This is a genomic window from Enterobacter cloacae complex sp. IR5450, from assembly GCF_049238665.1.
Taxonomy (GTDB): Bacteria; Pseudomonadota; Gammaproteobacteria; order Enterobacterales; family Enterobacteriaceae; genus Enterobacter; species Enterobacter hormaechei_C.
The window spans coordinates 1-18,565 of record NZ_JBMKIC010000043.1 but is presented as its reverse complement, the minus strand read 5'-3'; the positions used below and the strand labels follow the sequence as shown (position 1 = coordinate 18,565).

The following is an 18,565-nucleotide window of genomic DNA, read 5'->3' as shown; positions in this document are numbered from 1 at the left end:
ATTGGGACAAAAGATTCGTCTCTGTCCTTTTTTTGATTAAATAAACATCGAAAAGTCATTAAAGGTCAACGGTGAAAACGTCCAGGCAACGTTTTTGCCAGAAACACATCGGGATTTACTATGAACAAGGTTGCATTAGGGTTGTTTATCGCCGCAACGGTGGGATGTTCTGCATCTGCATTTGCGGCAACCAACGGTGAAGGGCAGATTAATTTCACCGGAGAAATTATCGATTCTGCTTGCCAGGTCGTGAATGGATTAAGTAATCCATTAGATGTTCAGTTGGGAAAAGTATCTAAAACGGTATTTACCGGTGCAGGCTCTACCAGCACATTAACGAAGTTTGATATTAAGTTAACCAATTGTCCGGAAACCGTAACCTCGGCAGCGATTAACTTCGGTGGTACCCCGGATGCGGATAATAATGCTGCGCTGGCGTTAACGCCCGATACCGATGCGGCTACCGGTGTGGCTATTCAGCTGGTTGACACGTCCGGGCAGCCTGTCAGCCTATATACCCCTTCGAAGCAATATCCTTTAGCCTCCGGCACGGCGGTTAACGATCTGGAGTTCGGTGCGCGTTATATTCAAACCCAGGCGGCAGTCACCGCGGGCCCTGCTAACTCTGTATCAACCTTCACCGTTATTTATAACTGATCTTATCAATCCTGAGATATTAATGCTTTTGCGAGCATTAATATCTCATCTTTTTATTGAGAAATCTTTATGCGCCACGGTTATTTGCTGAGCACTCTTTTACTGGTAGCAGCCTCGGCACAGGCGGGGGTCGTGATTAATGGCACCCGGCTGGTCTATCAGGGAGATAAAAAGGAATCATCTCTCGGTCTTTCAAACCCGGATACCACGGATTATCTGGTGCAGTCCTGGGTCGATTCTGGCGGTAAAAACCAGGCCAAAGCCCCGTTCCTGATCACCCCGCCGCTTTTTCGACTGGATGCGAAAGAGGATAACGTCCTGCGCGTAGTCCGTACGGGAGGAAATTTACCGGAAGACAGGGAATCTCTGTACTGGCTGAATATTAAAGCGATCCCGTCCTCGAAGCATGTCGTAGGGGTAAATACGCTGCAAATTGCCATTAATACCCGCATTAAATTGCTCTATCGCCCGTCAGCGGTAAAAGGCAGACCAGAAGATGTGGCCGATAAACTTGAATGGCATCGCGAAGGGAATGATTTAGTGGTGAATAATCCCACACCTTTCTTTATGAATTTTCAGACCGTCACCCTGAATGGTCAGAAAGTCAAAAAAGCCACCTGGGCTGTGCCGAAAACTGAAACGCATTTTGCTTTACCTGGCAACGTCGGAGGTTCTACCGTCGCGTATTCCATTATTACCGATTACGGCAGCATCAGTCAGACATGGTCTAAACCCGTTCATTAATCGTATTACCCGGTAATAAAATCATCATGTACAGCCATAAAAAGCCGTTCACCTGCCGATTTTCGTCATTGCTGATGGCTATTTGTTGCCTGGCAATGGCGATCTTTGCGCAGCAGGTTTTGGCTGATGATTATTTTAACCCTGCCCTGCTGGACATTGATAACCCGCAGCAGGGAAAGACCGATCTGTCTGTCTATGAAAAAGGTCCCGGCCAGGCGCCAGGTAAATATCAGGTCGCGATCTTTATCAATAACAATAAAATTGATACCCGCGACGTGACCTTCAACTTAGTTAAAGATCCACAGGGCACCAGCACGCTCCAGCCTTGTTTTACACTGGACGAATTAAAGAGCCTCGGGATCAAAACGCAAAAATATCCGCAGCTGAGGGCAGAAGGTCAGTGCGCCGATCTACACGCCATCCCTTCGGCATCCGCGACCTTTCGCGTGCGCAATCAGCAGCTGCTGCTGAGCATTCCGCAAAAGGCGCTCGGTCAGGTTCCTCGCGGTTACATCGACCCGAAAGAGTTTGACGAAGGGATCAACGCGGGCCTGCTTAATTACAGCGTCAACGCCAGCCAGAGCCATGCGCGCCAGCAGGGTGAAGAGAATAGCAGCAGCCAGTACGTTAACCTGCGTCCCGGCTTCAACATCGGGGCATGGCGCGTTCGTAACTACTCCACCTGGAATCGCAGCACCACGGGTCATGAGGAGGAACAGAAATTCACCTCCGTTTATACCTATGCGCAACGCGATATTGTGGCGATGAAAAGTGACGTGACGGTGGGCCAAAGCACCTCACCTTCCGACGTTTTTGACAGCGTGCCCTATACCGGCGTGGAGCTAAAATCCGACAGCGACATGCTGCCGGACAGCGAGAAAGGCTATGCCCCTATTATTCGCGGCAGCGCCCACAGCAATGCGCTGGTGATGGTCCGCCAGAACGGGTACGTAATTTATCAGAATACGGTCGCGCCGGGTGCGTTCGAGATTAACGACCTCTACCCCACCGGCAGCAGCGGCGACCTTCAGGTCACGGTGAAAGAAACAGACGGCAGCGAAAGCCACTTCGTGGTGCCGTTTGCCTCCGTGCCGGTATTGCAGCGTGAAAAAAACCTGCGCTACAGCGTAACCGCCGGGCGTTATCGCTCTTATGACAAAGACGTTGAAAAGACCCCGTTTGCCCAGGGAAGCGCCATCTACGGTTTACCCTTCGGCTTCACGGTCTACGGCGGCGTGCAGCAGAGTAACCATTATCAGTCACAGGCGATTGGCGCCGGGAAAAACATGGGCGATCTGGGGGCGTTCTCCATTGACGTAACCCGCGCCAGAGCTCTGTTGAAAAAACAGCAGTCCAGCAAGGGCCAGTCATGGCGCATCCGTTACAGCAAAGATTTCGCCGGTTCGGGCACCAACTTTACCCTTGCGGGCTATCGCTATAACAGCAAAGGGTTTTACACCCTGGACAACACCATGGAGTCATATACCCGCTCCGACAACTGGTCTGCACCGCAGCAGCGCCGCGAGCGAACCGAAGCCACCATCGACCAGACGCTGCCGGAAGGCTGGGGATCCGTCACCCTGAGCATGGTGAAAGAGACGTACTGGAGTCAGAGCCAGAACATGACCTCGATGAGCGTCAGCTACAACAATAGCTGGCACGGGGTGAGCTACAGCCTCAGCTACAGCATGAACAAAAACACCCAGGACAGCGATGAAGACGGTAACGAGGTGACAAACGACAACCAGTTCTCGCTGAGCGTCTCGGTGCCGCTGGACCGCTGGATGCATAACACCTGGGCCACCTACAACCTGAACAACACCAAAGACGGCACGACGCAGAACATCGGCCTGAACGGCACGGCGCTGAAAGAGGACAACCTGAACTGGAACATCCAGGAAGGGCTGAGCAGCACCGGCAGCGGTAACTCCACCAGCATCAACGCCGATTACAAAGCGACCTATGGCGAAGTGAGCGCAGGCGTCAGTCAGGATAAGTATCAGCAGACCCTGAACGTCGGTTTGCAGGGCGGCGTGGTTGCCCATGCGAACGGAATAACCCTGAGCCAGCCGCTCGGTGACACCATCGCGCTGGTGAAAGCGCCGGGCACGCACGGAACCCATATCACGAACCAGACGGGCGTCGAGACCGACTTCCGCGGCTACACCGTCGTGCCGTTTGTTACCGCGTATCGCCGCAACACCATCGCGCTGGATACCGAAACGCTACCGGACAACGCCGACGTCACCCACGCGGCGCAGATCGTGACGCCAACCCGCGGGGCCGTGGTGCGCGCCAGCTTTAACACCCGCGTGGGTAACCGCGTCCTGATGATGCTTACGCAAAAGGGTAAACCGCTGCCCTTCGGCGCAACGGTCACCACCGAAGATAAGGACAGCGAATTTATTGTCGGGAATGACGGCCAGACCTACCTCTCTGGTCTGCCGCAGCAAGGGCATCTCTACGTTTCCTGGGGACAGGGGGCGAACGAGCACTGCGTCGCTGACTATGCGCTAACGGATGAGAAAGAGCAAACCAGCATCATTAACGCTGCCGCGCAGTGTCACTGATCCACCGTTCAGGCTAACGATTATGCAAATGATTAAACAGTGCTTTTTCTTACTGGTTCTGGGAACCGCCGCGTTATTTATGCCGCATGCGAAGGCGACCTGCACCACGCCGGATCTGCCCAAAATGATTAACATGGCCTCCATTTCTGTCCCGACGACGCTGGCGGTTGGTGCAACCATTCCGGGTACAGAGCAGAGCGTTCATGTTGCCGGGCACTGCGATCAGAGTATCGACAGCGGACTGGAAATTGTCTCGTGTTACTACGGTACCGGAGCGGAAATTCCGGGGCTGAAGGGAGTATACGAATCCGGCGTACCGGGTGTCGGGGTCGCATTGATGAACGATCAGGGTCAGCGAATCAGCGGAGCAGGCGGAGTACAGTGCGATTCACGCGGAACGCCTGTTGGCTATGTTTCTGGCGATGGCACACAGTCGTTTAACTTTGACGTCACGCTTGAACTGGTCAAAACAAGCGACGCCGTGACCTCCGGCACGCTGGTGCAGTCTCAGACCGAATTTGGCATTGGCGTTTTCGGTCACGAAGGGATCGGCAGCCCTAACCATATTGCGTATGCAGGTAACGTCATTTTGCATCAGGTCACCTGCTCTGTTTCGCCAAAAAATCTCACCGTTAATTTGGGTGATTTTCCCGTCAGTGATTTTATGAGCGTGGGTTTTTTATCCAGCCCCGCTCAAACGTTTAATATCACCGTTAACTGTGACACAACCGTTCAGCCTGAGCTAAAAATCACCAGTGCTAACGGCTACGAGACGGCATTCGAGGGGGTGATCAAACTGACGAAGCAGACAGGCATGGCAACGGGCGTCGGGGTGAGAATGCTGTTTGATGACCGCATTGCGACCTTTGATACCTACGTCAACACCCAAAGCCAGGCCGTTGCCAATGAAACGCTGGATATCCCCTTTCAGGTTCGCTACGAGCAGATCAGCGATGTGGTGACGCCCGGCCCCGCCAACACCGTAGCAACCATCACTCTCGCCTATAAGTGACCGACATGAAAAAGACAATCGCGTTTCTGACGATGGGCTTACTGGCCCAGGCCCACGCAGACGATATTCAGATCCAGATGACGGGAAATATTTACGCCAATACCTGCATCATTGACAGCGCCAGCCGCAACCTGACGGTGGACTTAGGCCAGGCGGTGTCGGGCAGTTTTAAAGACGTGGGGGATACCGGCGAGTGGAAAGACTTTTCCCTGTCAGTATCCCACTGCCCGCCAAGCCTCGCGCTTGCCACCGCCTACTTCTATGGCCAGGCAGACAGCACGCACCCCACTAAATTCGCCAATATCGGTAGCGCAAAGGGGCTGGCGCTGGAGCTGGCAGACCGGCAGGACAATATTCTCATCGCTCCGCAGGCGAGCTTTAATGCGGTGATTAATCAAAACGATCACACGGCAACCTTTCCCCTGTCCGCGCGCTACTACACCACCTCAATGCCCGTCACTGCCGGGACGTTCAGCAGCGTGATTCAGGTGACATTCACTTACCAGTAGGACCGCGCCTCTTTGCACGGATGCTTTTTGTACGCCCGGCAGAGGGTTTTGCCGGGCGTTTTTTTACCTCCGGCACTTCTGGCTGCTCAATCGGGAAGATCGGCAGCGCATTCAGCAGCCGTTGGCCGTAGTTTTTGGTGAGCAGTCGTTTGTCATAAATCACCACCTCGCCCCAGCAGCCGTGGCTACGGATCAAACGCCCGACCTGCTGAATAAGGTTAAACGACGCCGCAGGCAGGCTTTGCACTTCAAATGGATAACGGTTCAGGCTTTTCAGCCATTCGCCTTCGGTGATCACCACCGGGCTGTCGATGGGCGGGAAGGCAATTTTATGGATATGCACCTGCGTCAGGTAGTCACCTTTCAAATCAAGCCCTTCCGCAAAGGACTGTAACCCCACCAGCACGCTGCGCTCGCCGTTATCAATGCGTTTACGGTGGGTTTCCACCAGCCGATAACGCGGCTGATCGCCCTGCACCAGCAGGAGCAAGCGCAGATCGGTGACGTGCTCCAGGAAGCGTTGCATCGCGCGGCCGCTGGCAAACAGCACCAGCATACCGGGGTATTTTTTACTCTCAACCTGCTCGCGGAAGTAGGCCGCCATTTCCGCAATATGCTGCTCTTCGTTATCGATAAGCGGCTCATAGTTCGTGCGCGGGATCACCAGCTTGCCCTGCTCACAGTGGTTGAACGGCGAGTCCAGGGCCACAAAACGGTCCCCCGCTTTCTCTTTCAGGCCGCTCATTTCCTGCAACCTTGAGAAGCTGTTCAGTGAACGCAGGGTCGCCGATGTCACTACCACGTGCGGCACGCTGCGCCAGATCAGCTTTTCCAGCTGATCGGCCACGCGGATGCCCACGCAGTGGAAGAAAAGATGTACCTGCCCGTCTCGCACTTCGCGGGTGGCCCACTTTGTCACCGGCGCGCCGGACGCCTGCGCCATTGAGGCCAGCCGCCAGAGTTTGCTCTGCGCCTCAAACATGCCCAGCGCACGGTTCATTTGCAGCAGAATGCGGTGCAAACGCACCACGTCATGGGTACCGGTTTTCTCGCTGAGATCGTTTAAGAACATCTCCGCCAGCCCGCGCAGCTTTTCAAGGTGCTTCGCCAGCTGCTGACAAATTTCCATCACTTCCTGCGGCAACTCACCCATCGCAAAGCGGTGTTCCGCCTCCTGTGTGGCGGGGAGATACAGGTTAAGAATATTATTCAGCGAGGCGATGAGGCCGTACACCTCTTCACAGTGCTCGCTCAACCGCTCCGGAACCGCCAGCGGCGGCGTGGTTTTCGGGCGGAACTGCTCCATGCAGGTTGCCACCAGCTTACAGAACAGATCCAGTTGCAGGCGAAACCACGGGGCGGTAATTTCCGCGCTCATCTCCAGCGCATCCCGCGCCACGTCGGGCAGATGATGACCTTCATCGAGCACCAGGAGCAGGTTTTTGGGCTCCGGCAGAACCGCTTCACTCTCCAGTGCGGCCATCACCAGCGCATGGTTGGCGACAACCACCTCCGCTTCCTGAATCTCACGCCGGGCAACAAAGAAAGGGCACTCGCGGTAGTAGTGACAGTTGCGGTTCAGGCAGCTCGCTTTATCGGTGCTGAGCCTGTGCCACAGGTCGTCGCCGATCGCCTGGCTGGTGTGATCCCGCAGGCCGTCCCACCTGTAGCCGTCGAGATCGGCCTTCAGCTTTGCGCACTGCTCCTGCTCCGCCTTGTTGTTTGGCGTCAGCTCGTCATCAAGAAACGCGAGCAGATCCTGCTGGGAGGGTTCACTGCTGGCCAGCGCCGCCAGATTGCGCGGGCAGACGTAGCGCCCGCGACCAAAGGCGGCGGTGAAGCGTAAATCGGGGATAATTTTGCGCAGCAGCGGCAAATCTTTGCTGAAGATCTGATCCTGCAAGGCCACGTTGGCGGTGCTGACCACCAGCGTTTTGTCCTCCTCCCGCGCGATGGCGATGCCGGGAATGAGATACGACAGGGTTTTCCCGACGCCGGTCGGGGCTTCAATCGCCAGATGTCGCCCGTCGTCCCCGGCGAGCGTTTTTGCCACGTCGGCAATCATCTGCCGCTGCGGCGCTCGGGGGATAAAATCGGGGATCTGCTGCTGTAGCGCCTTATACCAGGCGCCTATTTGCGCTTTCAGCGCAGCGGTTAAAGCCATCGGAAAACCTGAAATACTGTATAAACAGCCACTATTGTGGCACTTTCTCTCCGCTGCCGCAAAAAGAAAAGCCCGGCTTTACGACCGGGCTTCCAGATTACTGCGGGTTAGCAGGTTTACGCGGGCGGCGTCGGCGCTGCCCCTCGCCTGCCGGTTTCCCTTCGCCGCTACGCCACGGGTTTTCACCGGCTGGTTTGCTGTCGTTATTACGACGCGGCGGTTTGCCCGAAGATTTCGGCGCGCCACCTTCTGAACGGCGCGGCTGCTGACCGCGACCACCGCCGCCCTGACCGCGCCCGCCACCCTGACGACCGTTCTGAATTGGCTCGGCTTTGATCGACGGGTCCACTTCATAGCCCGGGGTTTCAATGCGCGGGATCTCTTTCTTCAGCAGGCGTTCAATGTCGCGTAGAAGCTTGTGTTCATCCACGCAAACCAGAGAGAGCGCTTCCCCGGTTGCCGCCGCACGGCCGGTACGGCCGATACGGTGAACGTAATCTTCCGGCACGTTTGGCAGCTCGTAGTTCACCACGTGCGGCAGCTCTTCGATATCCAGACCGCGTGCGGCGATGTCGGTCGCCACCAGCACGCGAATGTCGCCAGATTTAAAGTCCGCCAGCGCGCGGGTACGCGCGCCCTGGCTCTTGTTGCCGTGGATCGCCGCGCTGCGGATGCCGTCTTTATTCAGCTGTTCCGCCAGGTGGTTGGCGCCGTGCTTGGTGCGGGTAAAGACCAGCACCTGCTGCCAGTTGCCCTGACCGATCATCTGAGAGAGCAGTTCCCGCTTGCGCTTCTTATCCACAAAGTGAACGTGCTGCGTCACCTGCTCGGAGGCGGTGTTGCGGCGCGCGACTTCCACTTCCAGCGGGTTATGCAGCAGCTTTTCCGCCAGCGCCTTGATCTCGTCGGAGAAGGTCGCGGAGAAGAGCAGGTTCTGACGACGCGTCGGCAGCTTCGCCAGCACGCGACGAATGTCGTGGATGAAGCCCATGTCCAGCATACGGTCGGCTTCGTCCAGCACCAGGATTTCGATGTTATCGAGCTTCACCGCGTTCTGGTGTTCCAGATCCAGCAGACGTCCCGGTGTTGCCACCAGCACGTCCACGCCGCCGCGCAGCTTCATCATCTGCGGGTTAATGCTTACCCCGCCGAAAACTACCAGCGAACGAATGTTGAGGTAGCGGCTGTATTCACGCACGTTCTCGCCAATCTGGGCCGCCAGCTCGCGGGTTGGGGTGAGGATCAGCGCACGCACCGGACGACGGCCTTTGGCGTGCGGCTGGTTTTTTACCAACAGCTCCAGCAGCGGCAGGGTAAAGCCCGCGGTCTTACCGGTACCGGTCTGCGCGCTTGCCATCAGGTCACGGCCCTGCAAAACGGCCGGAATGGCCTGCTGCTGGATAGGGGTTGGCTCAACGTAGCCCTGCTCTGCGATGGCGCGCAGAATTTCCGGGTTCAGACCAAGGGAATCAAAAGACATAAAAACTCCGAACCGCCCCGACCATCACAGGTGTAGTTTTCAGGGAGATATAACGAATAGAAGGACAAAAACCACAATGTCGCGAAGGAGCGGAGTGTAGCAGCTTTTGTGACGTGGCGCATAAAATATCCCCGGCGATGACTCGACGTTTGCGCAAATCAGGCATAATCTTAATCAATCGATTGATTAATTTTTAATGCTGCTATGAATACAACCCCAACGACAACCAAAGGCGAACAGGCGAAAAGTCAGCTTATCGCCGCCGCGCTGGCGCAGTTTGGCGAGTATGGTCTGCATGCCACCACGCGGGATATCGCCGCTCAGGCCGGGCAGAATATTGCGGCCATCACCTACTATTTTGGCTCAAAAGAGGATTTATACCTCGCCTGCGCCCAGTGGATCGCGGATTTTATCGGCACCAGCTTTCGCCCGCACGTGGAAGAAGCCACCGCGCTGTTCAGCCAGCCAGAGCCTGACCGGGCTGCCATCCGCCAGCTGATCCTTAACGCCTGTCACAACATGATCCGCCTGCTGACGCACGACGATACGCTGAACCTGAGCAAATTTATCTCCCGCGAGCAGCTCTCCCCCACTGCCGCGTACCAGCTGGTGCACGATCAGGTGATCGCCCCGATGCACAGCCATCTGACCCGGCTGATCGCCGCCTATACCGGACGGGACGCGAGCGATACCGACACCATTTTGCATACCCACGCCCTGCTGGGCGAAGTGCTCGCCTTCCGTCTGGGGCGTGAGACCATCCTGTTACGTACGGGCTGGACACAATTCGATGAGGATAAAGCCGCGCAAATTAGCCAGGTCATTACCTGTCACGTTGATCTGATCCTGCAAGGCTTAACGCAAAGGAGCCAGAAGTCATGAAAAAACCTGTCGCCATCATTCTGGTGGTTGTTGTCTTGCTTGCCGCGGGAACAGGCGGCTGGCTGTGGTATCAGAGCCAGCAGGATCGTGGCCTGACGCTGTATGGCAACGTGGATATCCGCACCGTGAACATGAGCTTCCGCGTTGGCGGACGGCTGGCCTCGCTGAACGTTGACGAAGGCGATGCCATCAAAGCCGGGCAGACGCTGGGGATGCTGGACAAAGCCCCGTTTGAGAACGCGCTGATGCAGGCAAAAGCAGGCGTCTCCGTCGCACAGGCGAAATACGACCTGATGCTGGCGGGCTATCGTGACGAAGAGATCTCCCAGGCGGCCGCTGCCGTTAAGCAGGCAAAAGCCGCCTATGACTATGCGCAGAATTTTTATAACCGTCAGCAAGGCTTATGGAAAAGCCGTACTATTTCCGCCAACGACCTGGAAAATGCGCGCTCATCCCGCGACCAGGCACAGGCGACGCTGAAATCTGCCCAGGATAAGCTAAGCCAGTACCGCACCGGTAACCGTGCGCAGGACATTGCCCAGGCGAAGGCCAGCCTTGAGCAGGCGCAGGCGCAGTTAGCCCAGGCGGAGCTGGATCTGCACGACACCACGTTAATCGCCCCGTCTGACGGCACGCTGATGACCCGCGCCGTGGAGCCGGGCAGCATGCTCAGCGCGGGCAGCACCGTGTTAACGCTCTCCTTAACCCGTCCGGTGTGGGTGCGCGCTTACATTGATGAGCCGAATCTTGGCCAGATGCAGCCGGGCCGCGAACTGCTGCTCTATACCGACGGTCGCCCGGACAAGCCTTATCACGGCAAAGTGGGCTTCGTCTCCCCTACCGCCGAGTTCACGCCAAAAACCGTTGAAACCCCGGACCTGCGTACCGACCTGGTGTATCGCCTGCGCATCATCGTCACCGATGCGGACGACGCGCTGCGTCAGGGCATGCCTGTTACCGTGACCTTAAACGACGGGGAACGACATGAATGACGCGGTTATCCAGCTCAACAATCTGGTCAAACGCTTCCCGGGAATGGCTAAACCGGCGGTCGCACCGCTGAATTGTACGATTCAGAAAGGCTATGTGACCGGGCTGGTGGGGCCGGACGGCGCGGGTAAAACCACGCTGATGCGGATGCTGGCGGGATTGCTGAAGCCGGATGAAGGCAGTGCCAGCGTGCTTGGCCTCGATCCGATCAAAGACGACGCGGCGCTCCACGGCATACTCGGCTATATGCCGCAGAAGTTTGGTCTGTACGAAGACCTGACGGTGATGGAAAACCTCAACCTGTACGCCGACCTGCGCAGCGTCACCGGCGAAACCCGGGAGAAAACCTTCGCCCGCCTGCTGGAATTTACCTCGCTCGGCCCGTTCACCGACCGGCTGGCGGGCAAGCTCTCCGGCGGGATGAAGCAGAAACTGGGGCTGGCCTGCACGCTGGTGGGCGAACCGAAGGTGCTGTTGCTGGATGAACCCGGCGTCGGCGTGGACCCGATTTCCCGCCGTGAACTGTGGCAGATGGTGCACGAGCTGGCGGGTGACGGCATGCTGATCCTCTGGAGTACCTCATACCTTGATGAAGCAGAACAGTGCCGCGACGTGCTGCTGATGAATGAAGGCGAACTGCTCTATCAGGGCGAACCCACCGAGCTGACGCAAACCATGGCCGGGCGAAGTTTTCTGCTGCACAGCGCGCAGGAATCCAACCGCACGCTGCTGCAACGGGTGCTGAAGCTGCCCCAGGTGAGCGACGGGATGATTCAGGGCCGTTCGGTGCGCGTGATCCTCAAAAAAGAGGCCACCGCCGACGATATCCGGCGTGCGCAGGGGATGCCTGAGATCGACATGACAGAGACCGCGCCGCGTTTTGAAGATGCGTTTATCGATCTGCTGGGCGGGGCGGGAACCTCAGAATCACCGCTTGGCGCCATTCTGCACACGGTGGAAGGTACGCCGGGCGAAACGGTCATAGAAGCGAAATCGCTCACCAAAAAATTCGGCGACTTCGCCGCCACCGATAACGTCAATTTTGCCGTGAAGCGCGGCGAGATATTTGGCCTGCTCGGGCCGAACGGCGCAGGGAAATCCACCACCTTTAAAATGATGTGCGGCCTGCTGGTACCAACCTCCGGCAAAGCGCTGGTGCTGAACATGGATCTCAAAGTCAGCTCCGGCAAGGCGCGCCAGCACCTGGGCTATATGGCGCAGAAGTTTTCGCTCTACGGCAACCTGACGGTGGAGCAAAATCTGCGATTTTTCTCCGGCGTCTACGGCCTGCGGGGACGGGCACAGAATGAGAAGATCGGCCGCATGTGCGACGCCTTCGGCCTGACCGATATCGCCTCACACGCTACCGACGCTCTGCCGCTTGGCTTCAAACAGCGGCTGGCGCTGGCCTGCTCGTTGATGCACGAGCCGGATATCCTGTTTCTTGATGAACCGACTTCAGGCGTGGATCCCCTCACCCGCCGTGAATTCTGGTTGCATATCAATAGCATGGTGGAAAAAGGCGTGACCGTGATGGTCACCACCCACTTTATGGACGAGGCGGAGTATTGCGACCGTATCGGGCTGGTCTATCGCGGCAAGCTGATTGCCCACGGCACGCCGGATGACCTGAAAGCGCAGGCCGCCGACGACGCGCAGCCAGACCCGACCATGGAGCAGGCGTTTATCACCCTCATTCACGACTGGGATAAGGAGAATACTCATGCGCAGTAACGCCCTCTCCTGGCGCCGGGTGCGCGCCCTGTGCGTTAAAGAGACGCGTCAGATCGTGCGCGATCCCAGCAGCTGGCTGATTGCGGTGGTGATCCCCCTGCTGCTGCTGTTTATTTTCGGCTACGGGATTAACCTCGATTCCAGCAAGCTGCGGGTCGGGATTTTGCTGGAGCAGCAGAGCGAAGAGGCGCTGGACTTCACCCACGCCATGACCGGCTCGCCCTACATCGATGCCACCATCAGCGACAACCGGCAGGAACTGATCCAGAAAATGCAGGCCGGAAAAATTCGCGGTCTGATCGTCATTCCGGTCGATTTTGCCGCTAACATGGCACGCCCGGGCGCCGATGCGCCAATTCAGGTGATCACCGACGGCAGCGAGCCGAACACCGCAAACTTTGTGCAGGGTTACGCGGAGGGGATCTGGCAGCTGTGGCAGATGCAGCGCGCCGAAGACCGGGGGGAGGAGTTTGAACCGCTGATTGACGTGCAGACACGCTACTGGTTTAACCCCGCCGCCATCAGCCAGCACTTTATTATTCCGGGCGCGGTAACGATTATTATGACGGTGATCGGCGCGATTCTGACCTCGCTGGTGATCGCCCGCGAGTGGGAGCGCGGCACCATGGAGGCGCTGCTCTCGACCGAAGTGACGCGCGTCGAGCTGCTGCTGTGCAAGCTTATTCCCTACTACTTCCTCGGCATGCTGGCGATGCTGCTCTGCATGCTGGTGTCCGTCTTTATCCTCGGCGTGCCGTACCGCGGCTCGCTGGTGGTGCTGTTCTTTATCACAAGCCTGTTTTTACTCAGCACGCTGGGGATGGGGCTGCTCATCTCCACCATCACCCGCAACCAGTTTAACGCCGCGCAGGTGGCGCTGAACGCCGCTTTCCTGCCGTCAATAATGCTCTCAGGGTTTATCTTCCAGATAGACAGTATGCCTGCCGTCATCCGCGCCGTGACCTACATTATCCCGGCGCGCTACTTCGTGAGCACGCTGCAAAGCCTGTTCCTGGCGGGGAATATTCCGGTAGTGCTGATTATCAACACGCTGTTTTTAATGGCGTCGGCGGTGATGTTTATCGGGTTGACGTGGATGAAAACCAAACGGCGGTTAGATTAAGGAGCGCGCATGTTTCACCGTTTATGGACACTGATCCGCAAAGAGCTGCAATCCCTGCTGCGCGAGCCGCAGACCCGCGCCATTCTGGTGCTGCCGGTGCTGCTTCAGGTTGTACTGTTTCCGTTTGCCGCCACGCTGGAGGTCACCAACGCCACCATCGCCATTTACAACGAAGACAATGGCAAGCATTCCGTCGAGCTGACGCAGCGTTTCGCCCGCGCCAAAGCCTTTACCCATGTCCTGCTGCTGCAAAGCCCGCAGGCGATCCAGCCCACCATCGACACGCAGAAAGCATTATTGCTGGTGCGCTTCCCGGCGGATTTCTCCCGCAATCTGGATACCTTCCAGACCGCGCCGATGCAGCTGATCCTCGACGGGCGTAACTCCAACAGCGCCCAGATTGCGGCGAACTATTTGCAGCAGGTAGTGAAGGACTACCAGCAGGAGCTGATGGCGGGCAAACCCAAACCCAACAACAGCGATCTGGTGGTGCGCAACTGGTATAACCCGAATCTGGACTACAAGTGGTTTGTGGTGCCGTCGCTGATCGCCATGATCACCACCATTGGCGTGATGATTGTCACCTCGCTGTCCGTGGCACGCGAACGTGAGCAAGGTACGCTGGATCAGCTGCTGGTCTCGCCGCTCGCCACCTGGCAGATATTTGTCGGCAAGGCGGTGCCGGCACTGATTGTCGCGACGTTCCAGGCCACCATCGTGCTGGGGGTGGGAATATGGGCGTACCAGATCCCGTTTGCCGGGTCGCTGGCGCTGTTTTACTTCACGATGGTGATTTACGGCCTGTCGCTGGTGGGGTTTGGGCTGCTGATTTCCGCGCTATGCTCAACGCAGCAGCAGGCGTTTATTGGGGTGTTTGTCTTTATGATGCCGGCGATTTTGCTTTCTGGGTACGTTTCGCCAGTGGAGAACATGCCGGTGTGGTTACAGGATTTGACGTGGATAAACCCGATTCGTCACTTCACAGATATCACCAAGCAAATCTATCTGAAGGATGCGAGTCTGGATATTGTGTGGGGAAGTTTGTGGCCGCTACTGGTCATCGCGGCCACTACGGGCTCAGTGGCCTATGCGATGTTTAGACGAAACATCGCGTAGCTTTTTCTCTTTGGTGAGCAACGACACCACCGCGGGTCCTGCGAGGATAGCCAGACCCGCCAGGGCCAGCAGCAGGTTGTTTTGCAGCACGCGTGACAACAGCCACAGGACGATCATTGCCGCACCAAAATACCAGGTGGTGGTGAGCTCTTCGAGCACATCTCCCACTTCGCGCCAGCGCGCGTCGTGGTGACGCTGTAAAAACAGCATCGACAGCACGGTCACGCCGTAAGCCACGCATAACCCTAAGCCAACACGCACCAGCGTGCCGCTCATCCAGCCCATCACCAGTACGGCCACGACCAGTAAATGCAACATTATCTGCCAGCAACTCAAACCGGTTGCGACACGAACGCGTTGTTGCCACTTCATGGCTTCTCTCCTGAAGGATTTTTCTCTGCTAATTCAGACTACCGCACTTTACGGAAAATTCCGTAACGCCGCATCTTTTTGTGACGCCTACTACACTTTATTTTCATCGGGATAGTCACCCAGGAAGGTGTTTATGAGCAAAAAAACGCAGCATTTCTCGCTTAAAGTGCTGACGATAAACATTCATAAGGGCTTCACAGCATTTAACCGCCGCTTCATTTTACCGGAGCTGCGCGACGCGGTACGCACCGTCAGCGCCGATATTGTCTGCCTCCAGGAGGTCATGGGCGCGCATGAAGTGCACCCGATGCATTTCGAAAACTGGCCCGACACGCCCCACTACGAGTTTCTGGCGGATACCATGTGGAGCGATTACGCCTACGGGCGCAATGCGGTCTACCCGGAGGGGCATCACGGTAACGCGGTGCTGTCGCGTTTTCCTATCGAGCATTATGAGAACCGGGACGTCTCCGTTGGCGAGAGTGAAAAACGCGGGCTGTTATACTGTCGTATCACCCCCCCAGAGCTCGATTTTCCCATTCATGTAGGCTGTGTTCATCTTGGCCTGCGTGAAGCCCACCGTCAGGCTCAGCTACAGATGCTGGCAGACTGGACCAATGCGCTGCCGGAGGGCGAGCCCGTGGTGGTGGCCGGTGATTTCAACGACTGGCGACAGCGTGCCAACCATCCGCTGAAGGTGAATGCGGGGCTGGAGGAGATTTTTACCCGCGCACGCGGTCGTCCCGCGCGAACGTTTCCGGTGCGCTTCCCCCTGCTGCGCCTTGACCGCATCTACGTAAAAAATGCCCACGCCAGTAGCCCGACGGCGCTGGCCTTGCTCAACTGGCGACATCTCTCCGACCATGCCCCACTCAGCGCGGAGATCCACTTATGAAATGCACATGGCAGGAAGGTAACCGTATTACGCTGCTGGAAAATGGCGATAACTATTATCCGGCGGTTTTTGAGGCGATTAGCCACGCACAGCAGAAAGTCTTTCTGGAAACGTTTATCTGGTTTGAAGATGACGTGGGCAGGCAGTTGCATAGCGCACTGCTGCATGCCGCTCGTCGCGGTATAAAAATCGAGGTCCTGCTCGACGGATATGGTTCGCCGGATCTCAGCGACGAATTTGTTAACGAGCTCACCGCCGCAGGGGTGGTGTTCCGCTATTACGATCCCGGCCCGCGTCTGTTCGGCATGCGCACCAACCTGTTCCGCCGTATGCACCGCAAAATTGTGGTGGTGGATGAAACGGTGGCCTTCGTGGGCGGCATTAACTACTCCGCCGAGCATATGTCGGATTACGGTCCCGAAGCGAAACAGGACTACGCGATCCGTATCGAAGGGCCGGTAGTGCAGGACATCCAGCTGTTCGTGCTGGAAAACTTACCCGGCAAGGAGGCCGTCCGCCGCTGGTGGCGACGCCGTCACCGCCCGGAGGAGAACCGCAAGCCTGGCGAGGCGCAGGCCCTGTTCGTCTGGCGTGATAACGAGGAGCATCGGGACGATATCGAGCGTCATTACCTGAAGATGCTGGCGAACGCGAAGCGCGAGGTGATTATCGCTAACGCCTATTTCTTCCCCGGTTACCGGATTTTGCATGCCATGCGCAACGCGGCCCGACGCGGCGTGAGCGTGAAGCTTATCGTGCAGGGTGAGCCCGATATGCCGATTGTGAAGGTGGGCGCGCGTCTGCTCTATCGCTATCTGGTCAAAAGCGGCGTGCAGATCTATGAATATCGCCGCCGCCCGCTGCACGGCAAAGTCGCCGTGATGGATGACCACTGGGCGACCGTCGGCTCCAGCAACCTTGATCCGCTGAGCTTATCGCTGAATCTGGAAGCGAACCTCATCATCCACGATCGCCAGTTTAATCACACCCTGCGCGATAACCTTCAGGGTCTTATTAATAAAGACTGCGTGCGTGTGGATGAGTCCATGGTGCCGAAACGCAGCTGGTGGAACGTGGGCATCGGCGTGGTGGTGTTCCACTTCCTGCGCCACTTCCCGGCCATGGTGGGCTGGCTGCCCGCGCATACGCCGAAACTGGCGCTGGTGGATCCGCCTGTGCAACCCGAAATGGAAACCCAGGACCGCGTAGAGGCGGAAGATGGAGGGAAAACCTGATGTCAAAATCTCATCCTCGCTGGCGGCTGGCGAAAAAAATCCTGACCTGGCTGTTCTTTATTGCCGTCGCGGTCCTGCTGGTGGTGTATGCCCAGAAGGTGGACTGGGAAGAGGTGTGGAAAGTTATTCGCAACTACAACCGGACAGTCCTGCTGGGTGCCGTTGGGCTGGTGATTGTGAGCTACCTGATGTACGGCTGCTATGACCTGCTGGGACGCGCCTACTGCGGTCATAAGCTTGCCAAACGGCAGGTTATGCTGGTGTCATTCATCTGCTACGCCTTTAACCTGACGCTGAGCACCTGGGTGGGCGGGATTGGTATGCGCTATCGCCTGTACTCCCGCCTTGGCTTACCGGGCGGCACCATTACGCGTATTTTCTCCTTAAGCATCACTACCAACTGGCTGGGGTATATTCTGCTGGGCGGGGTGATTTTCACCATCGGCGTGGTGCAGCTGCCTGCGCACTGGTACATCGATGAGGCCACTCTGCGCATTCTGGGCATCGTACTGCTGCTGATCATCGCGGCCTACCTGTGGGCCTGCGCCTTTGCCAAACGTCGTCACATGACCATTAAAGGCCAGAAGCTGGTGCTGCCGTCATGGAAGTTTGCCGTCCTGCAAATGGTGGTTTCCAGCGCCAACTGGATGGCGATGGGGGCCATTATCTGGCTGTTAATTGGCGAAGATGTGAATTACTTCTTTGTGCTGGGCGTGTTGCTGGTAAGCAGTATTGCCGGGGTAATTGTGCATATTCCGGCGGGTATTGGCGTACTGGAAGCGGTGTTTATCGCGCTGCTTGCGGGGGAGCATGTGTCTCACGGGACGATTATCGCCGCCCTGCTCGCGTACCGCATGATCTACTACTTCCTGCCGCTGGCGCTGGCAACGGTCTGTTATCTGGTGCTGGAGAGTCGGGCGAAGAAGCTGCGCGCGAAGAACGAGAAGGCGATGGCAAAATAAAAGCAAAACGGCAACTTCGTTGCCGTTTTTAGGGTTTGTTCCCTCTCCCTGTGGGCTGAGGGATCCCCAGTAATATGGTCATGCCACCATGACCATATTACTGTACTCTTTTCCCAGCTT

The 18,565-nt window shown here is 57.0% G+C and carries 16 protein-coding genes; 13 read left to right on the top strand and 3 right to left on the bottom strand.

The genetic code is table 11. From position 1 onward, the window contains the following. Window positions 1–120: 120 nt before the first annotated feature. The 5 genes from ACOTYB_RS22135 to ACOTYB_RS22115 all read left to right on the top strand — a co-directional run bounded on the left by ACOTYB_RS22135 (window position 121) and on the right by ACOTYB_RS22115 (window position 5,492). Window positions 121–657: a fimbrial protein gene (locus tag ACOTYB_RS22135; RefSeq protein ID WP_003858476.1), complete on the top strand. Its 537-nt coding sequence runs from the start codon at window positions 121–123 to the stop codon at window positions 655–657. 69 nt (window positions 658–726) lie between these two features. Next, window positions 727–1,401 carry a fimbrial biogenesis chaperone gene (locus tag ACOTYB_RS22130; protein ID WP_409249050.1) on the top strand — a complete coding sequence of 225 codons (675 nt, stop codon included), beginning with the start codon at window positions 727–729 and terminating at the stop codon, window positions 1,399–1,401. A 26-nt stretch (window positions 1,402–1,427) separates the two neighbouring features. After that, window positions 1,428–3,971, top strand: coding sequence for a fimbria/pilus outer membrane usher protein (locus ACOTYB_RS22125; protein WP_220316787.1), 2,544 nt, complete (start codon window positions 1,428–1,430; stop codon window positions 3,969–3,971). A gap of 22 nt (window positions 3,972–3,993) precedes the next feature. Further along, the gene (locus tag ACOTYB_RS22120) at window positions 3,994–4,983 is read left to right on the top strand and encodes a fimbrial protein (protein ID WP_220153670.1); all 990 of its coding nucleotides are present in this window, start codon (window positions 3,994–3,996) and stop codon (window positions 4,981–4,983) included. Between the two features lie 5 nt (window positions 4,984–4,988). Next, complete coding sequence (locus ACOTYB_RS22115; protein ID WP_220153669.1) at window positions 4,989–5,492, top strand: fimbrial protein; 504 nt, start codon at window positions 4,989–4,991, stop codon at window positions 5,490–5,492. Here the strand turns inward: ACOTYB_RS22115 and dinG are convergent. Together dinG and rhlE are read right to left on the bottom strand one after the other, a co-directional pair. Beyond that, complete coding sequence (gene dinG, locus ACOTYB_RS22110; RefSeq protein ID WP_220316786.1) at window positions 5,479–7,656, bottom strand: ATP-dependent DNA helicase DinG; 2,178 nt, start codon at window positions 7,654–7,656, stop codon at window positions 5,479–5,481. The two genes, ACOTYB_RS22115 and dinG, sit on opposite strands and share 14 nt — an antisense overlap. 97 nt (window positions 7,657–7,753) lie before the next feature. Next, window positions 7,754–9,136, bottom strand: a complete 1,383-nt coding sequence (gene rhlE / locus ACOTYB_RS22105) for an ATP-dependent RNA helicase RhlE (protein ID WP_003858487.1) — start codon at window positions 9,134–9,136, stop codon at window positions 7,754–7,756. A 204-nt stretch (window positions 9,137–9,340) separates the two neighbouring features. Between rhlE and cecR the strand changes: the two genes are divergently transcribed. Genes cecR through ACOTYB_RS22080 form a run of 5 tightly spaced genes read left to right on the top strand, consistent with a single transcriptional unit; the run spans window position 9,341 to window position 14,981 of the window. Further along, entirely contained in the window at window positions 9,341–10,018 is a 678-nt protein-coding gene (gene cecR / locus ACOTYB_RS22100) for a transcriptional regulator CecR (RefSeq protein WP_003858489.1), read from the top strand. Next, window positions 10,015–11,010, top strand: a complete 996-nt coding sequence (hlyD, locus tag ACOTYB_RS22095) for a secretion protein HlyD (RefSeq protein ID WP_409249051.1) — start codon at window positions 10,015–10,017, stop codon at window positions 11,008–11,010. The genes cecR and hlyD overlap by 4 nt, the downstream gene beginning before the upstream one ends. After that, window positions 11,003–12,742 (top strand): ATP-binding cassette domain-containing protein, encoded by a 1,740-nt coding sequence (locus ACOTYB_RS22090; RefSeq protein ID WP_063944406.1) that lies wholly within the window; start codon window positions 11,003–11,005, stop codon window positions 12,740–12,742. The genes hlyD and ACOTYB_RS22090 overlap by 8 nt, the downstream gene beginning before the upstream one ends. Further along, complete coding sequence (locus tag ACOTYB_RS22085) at window positions 12,732–13,865, top strand: ABC transporter permease (protein ID WP_058658423.1); 1,134 nt, start codon at window positions 12,732–12,734, stop codon at window positions 13,863–13,865. Before ACOTYB_RS22090 ends, ACOTYB_RS22085 begins: the two co-directional genes overlap by 11 nt. A 9-nt stretch (window positions 13,866–13,874) precedes the next feature. Beyond that, window positions 13,875–14,981: an ABC transporter permease gene (locus tag ACOTYB_RS22080; protein ID WP_220316785.1), complete on the top strand. Its 1,107-nt coding sequence runs from the start codon at window positions 13,875–13,877 to the stop codon at window positions 14,979–14,981. Here ACOTYB_RS22080 and ACOTYB_RS22075 read toward each other — a convergent pair. Beyond that, complete coding sequence (locus tag ACOTYB_RS22075) at window positions 14,943–15,353, bottom strand: YbhQ family protein (protein ID WP_045897312.1); 411 nt, start codon at window positions 15,351–15,353, stop codon at window positions 14,943–14,945. The two genes, ACOTYB_RS22080 and ACOTYB_RS22075, sit on opposite strands and share 39 nt — an antisense overlap. A 133-nt stretch (window positions 15,354–15,486) precedes the next feature. Between ACOTYB_RS22075 and ACOTYB_RS22070 the strand changes: the two genes are divergently transcribed. From ACOTYB_RS22070 to ACOTYB_RS22060, 3 genes are read left to right on the top strand one after another with little or no spacing between them, the layout of a single operon-like run. Further along, on the top strand, window positions 15,487–16,248 hold the full coding sequence (locus tag ACOTYB_RS22070; protein WP_023315668.1) for an endonuclease/exonuclease/phosphatase family protein: 762 nt from the start codon (window positions 15,487–15,489) through the stop codon (window positions 16,246–16,248). After that, on the top strand, window positions 16,245–17,483 hold the full coding sequence (clsB, locus tag ACOTYB_RS22065) for a cardiolipin synthase ClsB (RefSeq protein WP_003858503.1): 1,239 nt from the start codon (window positions 16,245–16,247) through the stop codon (window positions 17,481–17,483). Before ACOTYB_RS22070 ends, clsB begins: the two co-directional genes overlap by 4 nt. Further along, window positions 17,483–18,445, top strand: coding sequence for a lysylphosphatidylglycerol synthase domain-containing protein (locus ACOTYB_RS22060; protein WP_003858505.1), 963 nt, complete (start codon window positions 17,483–17,485; stop codon window positions 18,443–18,445). The genes clsB and ACOTYB_RS22060 overlap by 1 nt, the downstream gene beginning before the upstream one ends. Window positions 18,446–18,565 lie beyond the last annotated feature (120 nt).